Here is a 16,586-nt window from a genome sequence, read left to right as displayed (position 1 = left end):
GTGCGCGACAGGCCTTTTTGTTAGACTGCGGCGTCGTCAGCAATAGGGAAGAGCGATGCGGAAGCAGACGCCGCCGGTGGAGGAATCGCTGATGGTGATCTCGCCGCCGTGATAACGGACGATCTCCTGCACGAGATTGAGCCCAAGCCCGGTGCCGCGATCTTTCGGTCGCAGGCGGTGGAAGGCATCGAAAACCAGTTCCCGGTCCTCCTCGGGAATGCCATTTCCTTCATCGGCTATCTCTATCACCCGGTTTGAGGCCACTCTTATGGTGATGGTTCCGCGATTGCCGCCATGTTCAATGGCGTTCTGCACGATGTTCATTAAAGCGCGCTGCAGCGAGGCATCATCGGCAAGGGCGAGGATCGGTTCCTCTTCCGGCTCGAAGGACAGATTATATCCCTGTGAGATCGCAAGCGGCGCCATATCGGCGACGACGGACCTGCACAGGCCGACGATATCAAGCGGAACCAGCGGTGCTTTCTGCCCGCCAAGGCGCTGCAAATCTAGCAATTGTTCGGCCAGCACGGCGATACGGCTGGCATCCGCCAATATTCTGCTGCGGGCCGGGCCGTCCAGCAAGGTTTCAACGCGGGTCTGGAGAATGGCGACGGGGGTTCGCAATTCATGGGCGGCATCGAGAATGAAGCGCTTGTGCCGTTCGTAGCCATCGTCCAGCCGCTTCAACGCGCCGTTGACGGCATGCACGAGCGGCTGCACCTCCCGTGGAATATCGCCATCCGGCAATCGGTATCCGCGCCTGTCGATATCGATGGTTTCCGCCGCGCGGGCAATGGTGGAAAGGGCGCGGAATTCCCTGCGGATGATCCAGGGGATGGTCACCACCGTCACGATGGACATGAGAATGAGGACAGGCATGATCAATATGTTCGAGAACAACAAAACGGGGAAGGTCATGCTGAACGGCCCGCCTTTGCCGATCATGACGAATTCTCCCGCCGGCCCCGAAGCGCGGCGAACGATGGCGATGCGCACCACGGCGAGGTAGGAATAGGACAGCGCCGCGTCGCGCACGTCGGAGACCCTGATGTCGCTCAGCTGCTGATCCATGTTACTGAATGCCTCGGGAACCTGCCCGCCCTGCACGATCTCACCTTTTTCGCTGACCGCGACGAACCAGAAATCGGAGGTATTGCTGCGCAGGTTGATGAATTCGGGCGTTTCTTGGAGAACCAGCCGATTGTCCTCATTCCGTATGATCGCGTTGGCGGTTATCTGGGCCGCCTCCGGGCTGAGCAGCGCGCTGCCTGCGCCGCCGCTCGACATATAGGTGACAATCGCGGCGGTGACAAAGAACAGGCTGCCGATCTGGAACAGCAGCAGTTGAATGGTGAGCCGGCGCTTGAGCGATTTTCTTCTGGCCAGCTTCACGAGGTTGCCCTCAGCAGGTAACCGACGCCGCGAATGCCGTGGACCTCAAGGCCCGCATCCGCGGCCGCCAATTTGCGGCGCAGGCGGGAGATATGGGAATCGAGTGCATTGGACTGGATCTCATCGTCGAAATTATAAACGGCTTCCTCCAGCAATGAGCGCAGCACCGTTCTGCCCTGTCGCCGCAACAGGGCCTCGAGGATCAGCAGTTCGCGTCTGGTCAGCGGAAGAAATTCGCCCTTGATACGCACTTCGCGGGTTTCGAAGCAAAATTCCAGCCTGCCCAGTTTTGCCGTCATCGTCACGGTGCCCGCCGGCCGGCGCATCAGGGCGCGAATGCGTGCAAGCAGTTCCTCGACGGCAAATGGCTTGGCCAGATAATCGTCCGCACCGAGGTTCAGGCCATTCACCCGATCCACAAGCGCGCCCTGCGCGGTGAGCACGATGACGGGCGGGGTGACGGGCAGGAGCCGCAAGTCTTCGATAAGCTGGATGCCGTCACCATCGGGCAATTGCCGGTCGAGCACGACAAGGTCGTGGACGCCGTCCATGATGGCGTGACGGGCAAGATCGAGCGTGCCGACCGTATCCACGATAATATCGAACCGGTGGAGCGCGGCGGACAGGGCTGCTGCCATTTCGCGTTCGTCTTCAACAAGCAGCAGGCGCATGAATTCATCTCGGTATTGTCCGGCGTACCTTCCGGAAAGGGGTGCGGTAAAAGGCAAAAAACGACGGCGCCGCTTACGCTACGAACAAGCGTGGCGTCGCCGTCAAATAGATGTCGCCATGCAAAAAGGGGACCGGGGATGATGGATGGCCAACCCCGCATTCCTGCAAAGCTGTACCTATCCTGTCATGCGCGGATTGCCTAAACATTACGCCCGCTGCGGGGCGGTCAGGCAGCTGCGAAAGCGTCTATTGTTTTGCCTGTGTGGTATCGGGCGCCACACGATAGTCATCGATGCGGCCTGCCGGTGCATCGGCCATTTCGCCCCGCTTGGTCAACCTCTCACGTGGCGATTCCACCACGGATACGCGTGTCGGTCCGGCGGTCAAAGGAGCATCGCCCAGCAGCTTGTCGCCGCCATCGAGATTGGGATCGGTGAGACTGATAGGCTGGGTGCGCACCTGCCCGGCATCGATGCCGAGTGCTGGCAGGGAGGTGAGCGCCGGCAGATTGCTGCCGTCCAGTTTCACGAGGTCCGGCCCGGCGCTATCGAGGTGCCGGCGCACGAATTTTTCGACGTAAAATGCAAGCTTACGTTTGCCGGCCTGGGTCATGCCGATGCCATCAGCCTCGCGCAGGCGCGCCTGCTGGCCGTTCATGTCGTAGCCGGTGATGACGAATTTTCCCGCCTCATCGACGAAACCGTCCCAGACGTCGACGAATTCGCCGCCATATTTTTCGACATGGCTGCGATAAAGCCGGTTGAAACCGACGAGATCGGCCGAAAGCGACGGCGACTGGAAGGCGGGCAGGCCAACCCACAAGAGCGGCACCTTTGGGCGTCCGGCAAGGGCCAGAAGCTCGTCGATCCGCCGCTCATATTCCTTGAACCAGACCTCCGTGCCGAACTTTTCCCTGATATCGCCGATCTGCATCTGCTGGCGATCGTTCGATCCCATCATGATGACGATGGTGGCTGGTTTGGTCTCGCTGATGAATTGCGGCAGGTTGGTGAACCAGTCGTAGTAATCGGTACGGACGAGGCCGGAAGAACCATTGGCACGCACATCGACGGCGATTGCAGGCGAACTGGCGAAGGCATTGACCAGTTCTTCACCCATGCCGCCGGCGAGAAAATCGCCGATGACCAGAACGCGCCGCGCATTTTCAAGCTTGGCGGCTGGCTCCGGCTTTGCGGTTCGCATCTGCACCACCGAGGGCGCTTTTCTGGCGGGTTGCGGGCGGGTGACCGATCTTTCGCGCGGAGCAGACGGAAAGTCGCGACGGTTGCGGGGCTGGTATTCGCGCCCGGATCCGCCATCGCGGCCCACCGGTCTGCCGAAGAGCATTTCAAACAGGGTGCGCCGTTGCTCCTGCGCGAAGCTTTCGAAAGGAACGAGCGGCACGGTAAGGACAGCGCAAAGAAGGACGGCGCAGAAACGCCAGCCGGTTCTTCCGTTCTTCGCCGCATGTTTCCTACTCATGACATCAACCTTTCCGGATGCATCGGCGGCGCTCACGCCGCCGCCGAATTCACCGGCACATTATCAATTGCGCAGGGCTCTCAGCAACCGCTGCGACGGCTGGCCGTCGGTTTCCATACCCATGCGCGACTGGATGGCGCTGATGGCGGCTTTCGAACCGGAGCCGAAGTTCCCATCCACCTCGCCGTCATAATAGCCGAGCTCCTTCATGCGGGTCTGCAGCTCGAATTTTTCACGAATGTCCAGCGTCCCATCGGGGCGCGGCCATTTCTGCTGCATGCCGCCATAACCGGCGATCTCATCCGCAAGCAGGCCGACGGCGAGCGCATAGCTGTCGGAGGCGTTGTATTTCTTGATGGTGAAGAAGTTTTTCATCATCAGGAAGCCGGGGCCGTTTGCTCCGCCCTGCAATTTCAGCATGGCGCGATCGGAACCGCGCGTGAAGTTCTTGCCGTTCGGGCGGGCAAAGCCGAGCTTCGTCCATTCCGCAATGGTCTTCGTTTGCCCTTCATAACGGGCGCCGCCACGCGGAACGGCGGTTTCATAACCCCAGGTCCGGCCAGGCTCCCAGCCGTTTTTGGAAAGAAGATTGGCAGCGGTTGCCAGTGCGTCCGGAACGGAGTGCCAGATGTCGCGCTTGCCGTTGCCATCCGCATCCACCGCATAAAGCAGGTAGCTGGTGGGAATGAACTGGGTGTGACCCATCGCGCCCGCCCAGGAGCCTGTCAGCTGTTTCGGCGTGACATCGCCCGCCTGAAGAATCTTCAGAGCGGCGATCAATTGCGTGCGCGCGAATTTGGCGCGTTTGGGATCGGAATAGGCGAGCGTTGCCAGCGCCTGCGGGATGTTGTGCAGCCGTTCCGGCTTTTCGAGAACCGCGCCGTAATTCGATTCCATCGACCAGATGGCGAGAATGATGTGCTTGTCGACGTTGAAGTTACGCTCGATCCAGTTGAGGGTCGTTGCGTGCTTCATCTTCATCTCGCGGCCGATCCGCACCGTGTACGGATTGACGCGGGAATCGAGATAATCCCAGATCTGCGTGGTGAATTCCGGCTGGAAGGTGGCCTTGCGCAGCGCATCCGGATCCGGCTCGCTGACACCGGCAAAGGCCTTCTGATAGGTCGCCTTGCTAATGCCTTCTTTCGCGGCTGTTGCATAGAACTGGTTGATCCACTGACGGAATCCCTGATCGGCGCGGGCCGAAACGGGCGCCAGCGAGATTGCCAGGCCTGCAACCACCATGCAGCCGAATTTGCGGACATCTGAAAGGATCATCTTTGTCATCGTCTGTCTTTCGTTCTCTCGAATGTCATTTCGATTGCGAAAACGCATCGGGCGTCATCATGGATAACAAAAGAACGTCAACAAATTCTTTACCATTAATAGATGGTAGCGTCACCCTTTACAAAACGTTGTTATTTTTGAAATAACAACAGCGTGCGGGGATTGTGATCAAGTTTTATCTCTCAGGAGGGATATGTGGTAGAACAGAAGAAAATTCGGAAGGCCGTATTTCCGGTCGCAGGTCTCGGCACGCGTTTCCTGCCCGCAACCAAGGCGGTTCCGAAAGAAATGCTCACCGTCGTCGACAAGCCGGTCATTCAATACGTCGTCGATGAGGCGGCGGAAGCGGGCATCGAGCATTTTGTATTTGTCACCGGCCGCGGCAAGGCGGTGATCGAAGATTATTTTGATATTCAATTTGAACTTGAACAGATGCTGCGCGAGCGCAACAAGAATGCCGAGCTGACATTGCTGGCCGGCCTTCTGCCCAAGGCGGGCACCGCGAGCTTCACGCGCCAGCAGGTGCCGCTCGGTCTTGGCCATGCGGTCTGGTGCGCCCGTGATATCGTCGGTGACGAGCCTTTCGCCGTGCTCTTGCCCGATATGATCATGCATTCGCAGAAAAGCTGCCTCAAGGGCATGGTCGAACTTTACGACCAGACCCAGGGCAACGTCATCGCGGTGCAGGAATGCGCTCCCGACCAGACGCATAAATACGGTATCGTCGGCGTGGGTGATGCCGTGGGTGAAGGTTTCAAGATCACTGAAATGGTCGAAAAGCCTGCCAAGGGTACGGCGCCGTCGAATTTCTATATCAACGGCCGTTATATTCTTCAGCCCGAGATTTTCGACATTCTCGAAAATCAGGAGCGTGGCGCCGGCAACGAAATCCAGCTGACGGACGGCATGCTGACGCTTGCCAAGTCGCAGCAGTTCTCCGGATATCATTTCCGTGGACAGACCTTCGATTGCGGCGCCAAGGATGGTTTCATTCTTGCCAACGTCGCCTTCGCGCTGGAGCGTGGCGATATTCGCCCGGCGATCGAAGAGCCGATCAAGGCCCTGATCAACGGGCTGAAGTAATTCACCAGAACAACAACGGAATCCCGGCCTCAGCGCCGGGATTTCTTTTTGGCCGAAGCCTATCGCTTAAGGACAAGTCCTGCGCCGACGCGCAGCTCGCTGCTGTCATAAACCGGTGTCCACTGATAGCTGACGTCCGCCGTCAGGTCGAGATAGCGGTTCAGTCCCCAGGTCAGGCCGGCGCCAGCGGTATATTCAACGGCATTTTCCATGTCGGAAGAGGGGAATGTGCGATGCACGATCTGTCCCGTCAGGCGGGCAACGAGGTTGCTGCGCAATTCGTGGGTCAGGCCGGCATCCAGCCGATAGGAAATCCAGCCACCCTGCGGTCCGCCGGCAAAGTCCTCTATCGTCGTGCGCAGGCCGAGATTGACATTGGTGCCCCGCTGAGGTGACCAGTTGAGTTCGCCATCCAGCGTCAATGCGCCTATCGAGGCGAGGCGATCGTCGTCATATTGCTTGCGCAGATAGCCGATGGCGGCCTCGCCGCGGGTCTTCTCGCCAAGATCGACTTCCGCGCCGACCTTCGCCCCATAGGCATTGGAGGAGCGGGCATAGCCCGAATTGTCGAGACGCCTGTCATATTTGGTCGTCCCGGCATTCAGTTCGAGGAAGGGGATGAGCGCTGGCGACAATTCATAACCGATGCGTCCGCGCAGGTTCGCGCCGTTCTGGTCGCGGTCACTGAGGCTGATCGGCCGGCCGTCGACGCCTTTAGCATCCGTATAGACCGTGCGCGAGAGATCGAGCGCCGCCAGGCCGCGCAGCTTGCCGAAATCCCGCTCTATCGATGCGCTGCTGGTGAAGCGGTGTTCGCCGCCCTGCACGGCAGCGCCGGTGAGAGCATTAGGGTCCGTCGTGTCTTCGCGGCTGAATTCGTAACCGGCCTTGAGATTGGCCGTCGTTTCTTCGCCGAGATCAAGGCGCAGATCGGCCTCTACCCTTGCCCGGGGTTCTTCGCCGTCCTTGTCGCTGCCGAAGTTCCTCTCCCAGGCGCCGTCGCCCGTCACCGTCAAGGCGTGACGGGACCAGTCGCTGGTGAGCGTACCGCGTATGCCTGTCGTCAGATAATTGCGTCTGGAAGGGCCGCCGGTATTCGTCTGCTTTTCCGTATTGATCGTCTGGCTGATCGAGGGCCGTAGCAGGAATGTGCCGAGCCGGATGCCGGGCGTCTGGCCGGGTTCGGTGGCTATCCGTGGATTTTCGCCACCGTCCACCGTTGGCTCATAGGGGTTTTCGCCCTCGGCATAGGGTTGGCCCGCTTCGTCCTGCTGTTCGTAAATCGGATCGCCGGGATTGTTGGACGGACGCCAGAGTTGCGGTGCAGGCGTGGGCGTGGCTGTGGCCGTGACAGCGCCAGTGCCAGTGCCGGTGCTCAACCCATTGTCCGTCGCCGGTGTGGGGGAAGCTGCTCCGTCGACGGCAGAAGCGCTGCCCGGCAATACCGGTATGGCTGTCGTTGCAGTCTGCGCGAAGGTGCTTCCCTGTGGGTAAAAAATCGTGCAGGCGAGCAGCAGGGTTGCTGCTTTCCGCGACGTCGGCAGACGTGTGGCGGTGCCCTTCACGCTCATTCCTTTTCACCCGGCGAGTTTGGCCGATGCCGGATCGAAGGGCCAACAAGACATCTCCTCAGGCCCGATGAGTGACAGGCCGATGAAATGACGTGAAGAAACCAGGGACCAGACAGGCGACGCAAGTTTTAACATCGCTTTAACAATAGGTTTTTTATGGTTAACAGTTGATAAAGATCGACGGGATTTCAGTGTTATGGCAGGCGAGGGAAAAGCAGAGACACCCCATCGCTCAATCGGGCGGCTCGATTTCACTCACCTCGGTTACTGGAGAAGAATAGTCATAAATGCAAAAAAATTCTAATATGAGAAGATTAAAACGTTTCAATTTGGCACGGAATTGCCCTATAGTTTACAGCGGCTGATCGTATATTGCGCAGCAAGTGGTATTGAATTTTATTTTGTGTGACAGCGCCGTTTCATGAATCCCGTTTTGAACGCCAAGCAGGTCGGTTTTTATTGTTGGGATATTACCAATGACCGTTTCTACCTAGATGAAGTATGTGCTGAACTCTTCGGGATTCCGCTGCGGGAAGCGATGCAGGGCATCAGCATTTTTCAGATGCTTGAAAAAGTGGACCTCGATCATCGAAACCATGTGATCGAAACGGCGTTGATCACCCTCAAGGCCGCGAGTTTTTATAATCAGGAATATGCCGTGCGCCGCAGCGACGGCTCGGTCTCATGGGTAAGGACGCTCGGGCGATATCTGGTCGACGAGGAAAACATCCCTTTCAAGCGCCTTGGAACGATGGAGGAGATTTCTTCGCCGGACCGGCGTCATTGATGACATGTCGTTGGACTGAAACCGTCGAACATTTTCGGACGACATCGACTAAAACCCCGCGCCGACGGGCTGGAGAGTGGACTTATTCCGGCTGAAAGAGTAACAGTCGGCCATGATTACGCGCGCCGTCAAACTGGTCGAAGACAATGCCATCGAATCCGCCGTGCGGACGATTTCGATGGAGCGGGCTGGCCTTGCCGCCCTTGAGGATGCTCTGAGGAACGGTCTTTCAGACCCCTTCTGCAAGGCGATCGAGACCATCGGCCAGTCGAATGGCCGTCTCATCATTACCGGGGTCGGTAAAAGCGGCCACATAGGCGCGAAGCTTGCCGCCACCTTCGCCTCCACCGGAACGCCTGCCTTTTTTGTGCATGCGGCGGAGGCCAATCACGGCGATCTGGGCATGATCGGCGGCGATGATGTGGTGCTGGCCATTTCCAAGGGCGGCGAAAGCGCCGAACTGCGCAGCATCATCAACTATTCGCGCCGTTTCTCCATTCCGTTGATAGCGCTCACCTGCTCGGAAAATTCATCGCTGGCACAGGCTTCCGATATCGTGCTGCTGGTTCCCAATGAGCAGGAAGCCTGCCCGCTCGGCCTTGCGCCGACGACCTCAACGTTGATGCAGCTTGCGCTGGGCGATGCCCTTGCCGTTGCGCTGCTGGAGGCGCGCAATTTCACCGCGGGCGATTTCAAGGTGTTTCATCCCGGCGGCAAGCTGGGGGCGAGCCTGACGCTGGTTAGCGATATCATGCATACCGGTGATCGTGTGCCGCTGGTCAACAAGGGAACGGCCATGCCGGAAGCGGTCGGGGTTCTCTCCCGCAAGCATTTCGGCTGCGTCGGTATTCTGGACGAGGATGGCCGCCTGTGCGGCATCGTCACCGAAGGCGATATGGCGCGCAACCTGTCGCGCAACCTCGCCGAAATGACGGTCGATGACATCATGACCCGCACGCCGAAGACCGTCAAAAAATCGGTGCTGGCGACCAGCGCGCTGGCGACGCTGGAAAAATACCACATTGGCGCGCTGATTGTCATCGATGACGACAACCGGCCCATCGGGCTGGTGCATTTCCACGATCTCTTGAGAATTGGCGTGGCTTGAAGCCAGCGCCGATCCTGAAAAAATGTTCCTGAAAACCTATCGGTCCAACGGCTCGATTGTCAGCGTGCGTCCGCGTGCGGAAGCAATTCTCACCCGGGTGCCGGCCGGCAGGTCTTCGCCGTTGACCGGCCACCAGGTATCGTCCAGCCTGATCCGGCCACGCCCTTCGACAATCGGCTCCTGAAGGGTAGCGGTGCGGCCGACAAGGCTTGCCTCACGCTGGTTGAGGAAGGGCTCGTCGCTTGCCGCCCGGTTCCTGCCGAAATATTTCCGGCCGAGCAGGGCGAAGACGACGGAAAGCGCGGCAAACAGCACCAGCTGCAATTGCCAGGCCCAGAATGCCGCATCCCATAAAAGCAGCGAGACCGCGCCGATGACCAGCGCGGCGAGGCCGATCCAGATCAGGAATACGCCGGGAGCGATGAGTTCGGCGGCCAGAAGCACGAAGGCGACAATCCACCAGCTCCATGGTCCCAGCTCAGTGGCAAGCCGTTGCAGCATCATCACTTCTCCGATGAAGAGCCGAAGGGATTACCGGGGATCGTGACGTTGATGCTCTGGCCGGAAGGCCGCGTCGGCGGCACGGAACGGGGTGCTGTGGACGCGGCGGGCGCAGTCGGCGCATCGCCCCTGTCACCGAAAACCTCTTTCGCAATCGTGCCGATACCGCCGAGGGAACCGATCAGCGCCGAAGCCTCCATCGGCATCAGCACGATCTTGGAATTCTTCGCCGTCCCGATCTCCGCCAGAGCCTCGGTATATTTCTGGGCGACGAAATAGTTGATGGCGTGGACATTGCCGGCGGCGATGGCTTCCGAGACCATGCGGGTGGCATTGGCTTCGGCCTCGGCCAGACGCTCGCGCGCCTCGGCATCGCGGAATGCCGCCTCGCGCTGGCCTTCCGCCTCCAGAATGGCGGATTGCTTTGCGCCTTCCGCGCGCAGGATCTGGGCATTGCGGGCGCCTTCGGCTTCCAGCACCTGCGCGCGTTTTTCGCGCTCGGCCTTCATCTGCCGCGCCATGGAATCGACGAGATCCTTCGGCGGTGCGATGTCCTTGATTTCGATACGGGTGACCTTGATGCCCCATGGTCCCACCGCCTCGTCCACCACGCGCAGCAGGCGGTCGTTGATGGCGTCGCGGTTCGACAGCAATTCGTCGAGGTCCATCGAGCCCATCACCGAACGGATATTGGTCATGGTGAGGTTTTCGATGGCCATTTCCAGATTGGCGATCTGATAGGCGGCCTGCGCGGCATTGAGGACCTGATAGAAAGTGACGGCGTCGGCGGAGACGCTGGCATTGTCGCGGGTGATGACTTCCTGTGTCGGTATATGAAGGACCTGCTCCATCACGTTCATTTTCGAACCGATGGTTTCGAAGAACGGCACGATGAGGTTCAGGCCCGGCTCGAGTGTGCGGGTGTAGCGCCCGAACCGTTCAACCGTGTAACGATGCCCCTGGGGGACGGTCTTGATGCCGGCAAACAGCACCAGAATAACGAGAACCACCGCTGCCATGACGACGATGTCGAAACCGCCCAATGCAATCATCACTTTTCCTCCTGATCGGAACCGTCCGGGTTTTACCCCGGCATCGTTATGGCAAGATTACACCCATCCTTGCAACTCCCGCCGCACAACCTTTTCGAGAACATTCATGCCCTCGGCGCTGTCGTTCAGGCAGGGAATATGGGTAAATTTCTCTCCGCCATTATGCAGGAAAATCTCGCCCGCTTCACCGGCGATTTCTTCCAGTGTCTCAAGACAATCCGAAACGAAGCCGGGATTCATTACGGCGATGCGCTTGATGCCTTCCGAGGCCAGCTTTTCCACGGTCTTGTCGGTATAGGGCTGCAACCATTCTTCCGGTCCGAAACGCGACTGGAAGGTGATCATGAAATTTTTCTCTGTCCGCCCCAGCGCCTCGCGCAGCAGCCGTGCGGTTTTCTGGCAGTGACAATAATAGGGATCGCCCTTTTTGAAATAGGATTGCGGAATGCCGTGGAAAGAGGTGATCAGCATTTCCGGCTCCCAGTCCAGCGTCGCCAGATGGTTTTTGACCGAGGCGGCGAGCGCCTCGATATAGGCCGGATCGTCGTGATAGGGCGGCACGGTGCGGATGGCGGGCTGCCAGCGCAGCTTCATCAAATGCTCGAAAGCCTTGTCGTTCACGGTTGCCGTGGTCGATGCGGCATATTGCGGGTAAAGCGGGAAAAGCAGGATTTTTTCGCAACCCTGTTCCTTCAGCGCGTCGATCTTGGAGGCGATGGAGGGCTGGCCGTAACGCATGCCCCAGTCGACCGCGACATTGGGCAGGTCCTTCAGCGCTTCTGCCAGCAGCTCGCCCTGGCTGCGAGTATAGGTGCGCAGATAGCTTTCATTGCGCTCGCGGTTCCAGATCTCCTCATAGGCCTTGCCGACTTTCTGCGGGCGCTTGTTGAGAACAATGCCGTAAAGGATCGGATACCAGTAGAGACGCGACCATTCGATTACCCGCTTGTCGCTCAGGAATTCCGCCAGATAACGGCGCATCGGCCAATAGTCCGTACCGTCAGGCGTGCCGAGGTTGACGAGCAGGACGCCGACCTTGCCAAATGCCGTGCGGGGATGGTTTGCGGGGAGTGCGGATAGTTCTGTCGCCATGAATGACACCCTGAAACTCGGACTGGTTGTGTGAGGAGCGGTTCCGTTTCGGACAAGGGCGGAAACGCTCCATCTTCTGTTTATGCGCGCCGAACGCAAACCGCGACGGGGTTGGGCCGGCAATGCCCGAGCTATACGCTCGTGCCGTCAATTTGTTCATGTGTTCTAGACGAAATTTTTCAGGATTAAACCACCGGCGGAGGCTATTTCCGGGGCGGGGGGCGCTGCAGGATGTCCTTTGCCAAAATTTGATCTGTAAGAATTTGTTTTTAAAAGGAAAATAAGAAACCGGCCCCGATTTCCGAGGGCCGGTTTCCTGTCTGCGGCAAATTGCCCTGTCTGTTCCCGTCCGGCTTATTGAGCCGGCAGCTCCAGCTCCTCGCCGATCTCGATGTGGTTCGGATGCTTCAGCGTGTTTGCCTTGGCAATCCTGCTCCAGAGAGCGCCGTCGCCATATTTCTCGGCTGCGATCTTCCAGAGCGAGTCGCCCTTTTCAACGACATATTTGCTGGCGGCTGCAGCGGCGGCTGCGGGCGTCGTCGTGGCGGCCGGTGCCGTGGCAGCAGGTGCAGTAGCGGCAGGTGCTGCGGGCGCGGGTGTAGCGGTCGGCGCAGGTGCGGTTGCGGCCGGCGCAGGTGCCGCAGGCTTTGCCGGAGCGACATAACCGGCAGGCGTCACTTCGCTGATACGGCCATCCGTGTAGGGCTTATAGGGGCTGTTGGCGGTAATATAGGCCGCAACGGCTTCCTCGAGGTTGGGGCCGAAGTCATAGGCGTTGATGGCCTTGGTCGCAAAGACCTTGAAGCCGTCGCCGCCGGTACGCACGTAATTATTGGCCGCGACGATGTAGGTCTTGGCGGGATCGAGAGGCACGAAAGCGTCGCCTTCCTTGACGTCGACCGAAACGACCCTGCCGCCGGCCGGCTTCGAGCGGTCGAAGGAATATTTCAGGCCGGAGACCTGCATGAAACGACCAGCGCCGTCATCGATCTGGCTGACGCCGTTTTCGAGGGCGGCGCGAATATCCTCGCCCTTCAGCTGGAAGGTTGCGACGGTGTTCTGGAACGGCAGAACCGTCAGCACTTCGCCCATGGAGACATCGCCGGCATCGATGGAGGAGCGCAGGCCGCCGCTATTGGCGAAAGCGATGGTCACGCCCTGATCCTTGACGCGCGCAAGCGTTGCATCCGCCACCAGATTGCCCATGGAGCATTCCTTCACGCGGCAAACCTTGCGGTCTCCCTCGATCGGGCCTTCCGAGGAGCCGACGACCTTCGACTTCAGAGCCTCGATCGGCGCCTTCAGCTCATCGATGCGCTTCAGCGTGGCTTCATCGGGCTTGAAGGAGGAGTCGATGAGGATTGGATCGCCCTTGCTTTCCTTGACCACGCCACTGTCATCGAAGACCACTTTGAGGTCGCCCAGATATTTGCTGTACTGCCCGGCCTGAACGACCGGAACCTTGTAGCCGCCGGGATTGTCGACGAGGGTGGGATAGGGGCCTTCGGCCTTCTGGTCGGTGTTGGAAAGCAGCGTATGTGTGTGGCCGCCGACCACGACGTCGACGTCAGGGATTTTGGCGATGAATTCGAGATCGCGGGGATAGCCGACATGGGTCAGCGCAATGATCTTGTCGACGCCGTCCTGCTTCAGCTTCTGCACCTGCTCGCTGATTTTCGCGACATCTTCGGCGATGGTGATATTGGGACCGGGCGTTGCCAGTTCCGCCGTGTCGTTCGCGACCGCGCCGACAATACCGATTTTCTGTCCGCCGACTTCGAGCACGATGGACGGCTTGACGCGATCGCCGATTTTCGAGGCGGTGGTGGCCACCACATTGGCGGTCACGACGGGGAACTGCACCTTGTCTAGGAAGCCGGCAAGCCCGTCCTCGCTGTCATCGAACTCATGGTTGCCGACGGTCATGGCGTCGAACTTCATGGCGTTCAGCACTTCCGCTTCCACCGTGCCCTTGTAGGTGGTGTAGAACAGCGATCCCTGGAAATTGTCGCCGGCATTGAGCAGGAGGACATTCTTGCCTTGAGCCTTCAGGGCATCACGGGTCTGATTGATTGCAGTCAGAAGACGGGCGGCGCCGCCGAAGCATTCGTTTTTGCCTTCTTCTTCAGCCGAGCAGGTCGAGTCGAACTTGTTGATCGATTCGATACGGGAGTGAAAATCGTTGATGTGAAGAATGTTGAGCTCGTAATCGGCCAGAGCCGCTCCGGCCGAAAGCGTTATCGCCGAAACGCTCAGCATGCCCAGTCCCAAAATTTTCTTCATGGTCCCTCTCTCCTGTTCAAAGCGGAAGCCCGGGGGTCGATCATCCTCCGGCCGTGCTCATTTTCTAATCTGAAATCATGTCAGTCTTTCAAAGCGCGATGTTTCCATTTAGCGGCAATCGCCGCAAGCGAAATTATGACAGGCGCACAATAAACGAAAACGCACGCCTGAGGCGTGCGTTCCAGAAGATCATCTCTTTGAAAAGGTGACGTTATCAGCCCTGGCGCGTCAGCGAGAACTGGCTGTTCGTGTCCGTCGTGCAGTTCAATTGTGACGGGGAGACGAGGGCGCAGTTGACGCGCGACTGCGTGTTGCGCACCAGCGAGGTCATGTTGATTTCGTAAAGCGTTGGCGAGATCGTGACATAGGTGCCGGAGGCCAGAAGCGTGTTGGTATCGGTCGAACGGGTGGAGAAGGCGCCGTTCTGGAATGTCGATACGATGCCGTTGCGGTCGATCCAGCGACCGTCGACGGCCGGGCCGCGGGAAAGCGAAGGCGCCATCGAGGTCTGCTGGGAGGGACCCGGCGCGACGCATGAAGACACCGCGATGGCGGCTGAAAGCAAAGCAGCGCTTGTCTTGAAGTTCATAGGCCTGTTCTCCTGCGATTCGATGAAACCTTCTGTGCTTCGACCATGCCGCGAAGCGTTGCTTATTTCAAGGCAACGTTGTTCGCTCTCCCCGGTTCCTGATGTCGTGCAGGAAAGCCCCGGCGTGACAAATATGAGACTCCCTCCCGTCAGCGCACGAGGATGTTGCGAAACTGCCAGGGATCGGACGTATCGATATTGTCGGGAAACAGGCCGGGGCGGCCATCGGTCGGCTTCCAGTCGGTATAATGTCCCTCGACGGGCCCGAGATAGGGGCGCTGCACCTCAAGGCAACGGCGGTAATCCATTTCATCCGCCTCGACGATGCCGGCCTGCGGGTTCTCAATCGCCCAGACCATGCCCGCGAGCACAGCGGAGCTGACCTGCAATCCGGTCGCATTCTGGTTGGGGGCGAGTGAGCGTGCTTCCTGCAGGCTCAACCGCGAGCCATACCAATAGGCATTCCTGTCATGGCCATAAAGAAGAACGCCGAGTTCATCGGCGCCGTCGACAAGCTCGTCTTCGCCGAGCACATGCTGGATCGGCTGGGGGGTGCCGCCATTGCCGAAAAGCTCATGCAGGGAAAGAATGGCGTCATTGCAGGGATGGTAGGCATAATGGCAGGTTGGCCGATAGGTCACGTTGCCATCATCGTTGCGGACGGTGAAATAGTCGGAAATCGAAATCGCTTCGTTATGCGTGACGAGAAATCCGTATTGCGGCCCAAGGCCCGGACACCATGTCCGCACCCGCGTATTGGCGCCGGGCTGATCGAGATAGATCGCCGCCTTGCTTCCCTTTTTCTGCTTTTTTGCGTTTTTCGGCATCCAGTTTTCATGCGTTCCCCAGCCGAGTTCGGCCGGCTGAAAACCTTCCGCGATAAAACCTTCGACGGACCATGTGTTCCAGAAAGCGCTGAAGGGCTTCGGTTCCTTCGCCCGCTGGGTGTCGCGTTCGGCCACGTGAACGCCCTTGACGCCAAGCCGCTTCATCAGCTTTGCCCAGCCATCGCGGTCATGCGGCTGCGGCTCCTCGATGTCGAGGCCGGTATCTTTGGCGAGATTGACGAGTGCCTGTTTCACGAACCAGGACACCATGCCCGGATTGGCACCGCAGGTGGAAACCGCCGTCGTGCCGCCCGGCTTGCGCGCCCTCTCCTTCAACATGGTTTCGCGCAGCGAATAATTGGTTCTGGCCGCATTATCGGCATCGGCGTCGAAATAAAAACCGGGCCAGGGTTCGACGACCGTGTCGATGTAAAGCATGCCATGTTTGCGACAAATCCGCATCAGATCGACGGAGGCGGCATCGACCGAAAGATTAACGCAGAAGCCCTGGCCCTGAACGCCCTTGAGGAGCGGCTTGAGAATCTCCCGGTAGTTTTCCTTGGTCAGATGCGTCTGGATATGGCGGATGTTCCTTTCGGCCAGAAAGGCGGCGATGTCTTCGCGCGGATCGATGACGACGAGCCGGGTCCTGTCGAAATTGAAATGACGTTCGATCAACGGAAGAGTGCCGCGCCCGATGGAGCCGAAGCCGATCATGATGATGGGGCCGTCAATATCGCCGTAAATCGGGTGGTTTTTATCCGTCATTCGTCAATTTTCCTTTTTTAGCCAATAAGTAAGCTAGATCATAAAAGCGTGCCACAATAAAGGGCAGGTGGATGACGGACATATGACGATGG

Annotated in this window: 14 protein-coding genes; 3 read left to right on the top strand and 11 right to left on the bottom strand. The window is 58.9% G+C overall.

Annotated elements, in window-relative coordinates; translation table 11 throughout:
* Positions 1 to 36: 36 nt before the first annotated feature.
* The 4 genes from PH605_RS15445 to PH605_RS15430 all read right to left on the bottom strand — a co-directional run bounded on the left by PH605_RS15445 (position 37) and on the right by PH605_RS15430 (position 4,833).
* Positions 37 to 1,392, bottom strand: a complete 1,356-nt coding sequence (locus PH605_RS15445) for a sensor histidine kinase (RefSeq protein ID WP_142845360.1) — start codon at positions 1,390 to 1,392, stop codon at positions 37 to 39.
* Positions 1,389 to 2,063, bottom strand: a complete 675-nt coding sequence (locus PH605_RS15440) for a response regulator transcription factor (RefSeq protein ID WP_078052056.1) — start codon at positions 2,061 to 2,063, stop codon at positions 1,389 to 1,391. The genes PH605_RS15445 and PH605_RS15440 overlap by 4 nt, the downstream gene beginning before the upstream one ends.
* 247 nt (positions 2,064 to 2,310) lie before the next feature.
* Positions 2,311 to 3,546, bottom strand: coding sequence for an SGNH/GDSL hydrolase family protein (locus PH605_RS15435; protein WP_142845359.1), 1,236 nt, complete (start codon positions 3,544 to 3,546; stop codon positions 2,311 to 2,313).
* Positions 3,547 to 3,609: 63 nt separating this feature from the next.
* Positions 3,610 to 4,833 (bottom strand): lytic murein transglycosylase, encoded by a 1,224-nt coding sequence (locus PH605_RS15430; protein WP_003519550.1) that lies wholly within the window; start codon positions 4,831 to 4,833, stop codon positions 3,610 to 3,612.
* A gap of 195 nt (positions 4,834 to 5,028) precedes the next feature.
* Here PH605_RS15430 and galU point away from each other — a divergent pair, with 195 nt between their 5' ends.
* On the top strand, positions 5,029 to 5,916 hold the full coding sequence (gene galU, locus PH605_RS15425) for a UTP--glucose-1-phosphate uridylyltransferase GalU (RefSeq protein WP_065656524.1): 888 nt from the start codon (positions 5,029 to 5,031) through the stop codon (positions 5,914 to 5,916).
* A 59-nt stretch (positions 5,917 to 5,975) separates the two neighbouring features.
* Here galU and uppP read toward each other — a convergent pair whose 3' ends face one another.
* Complete coding sequence (gene uppP, locus PH605_RS15420; RefSeq protein ID WP_142845358.1) at positions 5,976 to 7,487, bottom strand: polysaccharide biosynthesis protein UppP; 1,512 nt, start codon at positions 7,485 to 7,487, stop codon at positions 5,976 to 5,978.
* Positions 7,488 to 7,908: 421 nt separating this feature from the next.
* Here uppP and PH605_RS15415 point away from each other — a divergent pair, with 421 nt between their 5' ends.
* Positions 7,909 to 8,274, top strand: coding sequence for a PAS domain-containing protein (locus PH605_RS15415; protein WP_142845357.1), 366 nt, complete (start codon positions 7,909 to 7,911; stop codon positions 8,272 to 8,274).
* A gap of 112 nt (positions 8,275 to 8,386) precedes the next feature.
* Positions 8,387 to 9,382 carry a KpsF/GutQ family sugar-phosphate isomerase gene (locus PH605_RS15410; protein ID WP_142845356.1) on the top strand — a complete coding sequence of 332 codons (996 nt, stop codon included), beginning with the start codon at positions 8,387 to 8,389 and terminating at the stop codon, positions 9,380 to 9,382.
* 36 nt (positions 9,383 to 9,418) lie between these two features.
* On the opposite strand, the gene PH605_RS15405 is transcribed toward PH605_RS15410, so the two are convergent.
* From PH605_RS15405 to PH605_RS15380, 6 genes are all read right to left on the bottom strand, one after another.
* Entirely contained in the window at positions 9,419 to 9,883 is a 465-nt protein-coding gene (locus PH605_RS15405; RefSeq protein WP_031233584.1) for an NfeD family protein, read from the bottom strand.
* 2 nt (positions 9,884 to 9,885) lie between these two features.
* The gene (locus PH605_RS15400) at positions 9,886 to 10,935 is read right to left on the bottom strand and encodes an SPFH domain-containing protein (RefSeq protein ID WP_125144965.1); all 1,050 of its coding nucleotides are present in this window, start codon (positions 10,933 to 10,935) and stop codon (positions 9,886 to 9,888) included.
* 57 nt (positions 10,936 to 10,992) lie between these two features.
* Entirely contained in the window at positions 10,993 to 12,027 is a 1,035-nt protein-coding gene (gene hemH / locus PH605_RS15395; protein ID WP_142845355.1) for a ferrochelatase, read from the bottom strand.
* Positions 12,028 to 12,381: 354 nt separating this feature from the next.
* Positions 12,382 to 14,310 (bottom strand): 5'-nucleotidase C-terminal domain-containing protein, encoded by a 1,929-nt coding sequence (locus PH605_RS15390; RefSeq protein ID WP_142845354.1) that lies wholly within the window; start codon positions 14,308 to 14,310, stop codon positions 12,382 to 12,384.
* 214 nt (positions 14,311 to 14,524) lie between these two features.
* Positions 14,525 to 14,899 (bottom strand): outer membrane lipoprotein Omp10, encoded by a 375-nt coding sequence (gene omp10, locus PH605_RS15385; RefSeq protein ID WP_003506132.1) that lies wholly within the window; start codon positions 14,897 to 14,899, stop codon positions 14,525 to 14,527.
* Positions 14,900 to 15,048: 149 nt separating this feature from the next.
* Entirely contained in the window at positions 15,049 to 16,494 is a 1,446-nt protein-coding gene (locus tag PH605_RS15380; RefSeq protein WP_078052052.1) for a homospermidine synthase, read from the bottom strand.
* Positions 16,495 to 16,586 lie beyond the last annotated feature (92 nt).

The sequence above is a fragment of the Agrobacterium sp. CFBP 3001 genome (assembly GCF_027871605.1).
Classification (GTDB): Bacteria; Pseudomonadota; Alphaproteobacteria; order Rhizobiales; family Rhizobiaceae; genus Agrobacterium; species Agrobacterium leguminum.
This window is presented reverse-complemented; position numbering and strand designations above follow the sequence as displayed.

What these genes read in the sequence shown, in the direction of transcription:
- PH605_RS15400 (WP_125144965.1), bottom strand. Translation starts at nt 10,935, where the DNA reads ATGATTGCATTGGGCGGTTTCGACATCGTCGTCATGGCAGCGGTGGTT.
- PH605_RS15415 (WP_142845357.1), top strand. Translation starts at nt 7,909, where the DNA reads ATGAATCCCGTTTTGAACGCCAAGCAGGTCGGTTTTTATTGTTGGGAT.
- PH605_RS15430 (WP_003519550.1), bottom strand. Translation starts at nt 4,833, where the DNA reads ATGACAAAGATGATCCTTTCAGATGTCCGCAAATTCGGCTGCATGGTG.
- PH605_RS15435 (WP_142845359.1), bottom strand. Translation starts at nt 3,546, where the DNA reads ATGAGTAGGAAACATGCGGCGAAGAACGGAAGAACCGGCTGGCGTTTC.
- PH605_RS15440 (WP_078052056.1), bottom strand. Translation starts at nt 2,063, where the DNA reads ATGCGCCTGCTGCTTGTTGAAGACGAACGCGAAATGGCAGCAGCCCTG.
- hemH (WP_142845355.1), bottom strand. Translation starts at nt 12,027, where the DNA reads ATGGCGACAGAACTATCCGCACTCCCCGCAAACCATCCCCGCACGGCA.
- uppP (WP_142845358.1), bottom strand. Translation starts at nt 7,487, where the DNA reads ATGAGCGTGAAGGGCACCGCCACACGTCTGCCGACGTCGCGGAAAGCA.
- PH605_RS15410 (WP_142845356.1), top strand. Translation starts at nt 8,387, where the DNA reads ATGATTACGCGCGCCGTCAAACTGGTCGAAGACAATGCCATCGAATCC.
- PH605_RS15405 (WP_031233584.1), bottom strand. Translation starts at nt 9,883, where the DNA reads ATGCTGCAACGGCTTGCCACTGAGCTGGGACCATGGAGCTGGTGGATT.
- omp10 (WP_003506132.1), bottom strand. Translation starts at nt 14,899, where the DNA reads ATGAACTTCAAGACAAGCGCTGCTTTGCTTTCAGCCGCCATCGCGGTG.
- PH605_RS15380 (WP_078052052.1), bottom strand. Translation starts at nt 16,494, where the DNA reads ATGACGGATAAAAACCACCCGATTTACGGCGATATTGACGGCCCCATC.
- PH605_RS15390 (WP_142845354.1), bottom strand. Translation starts at nt 14,310, where the DNA reads ATGAAGAAAATTTTGGGACTGGGCATGCTGAGCGTTTCGGCGATAACG.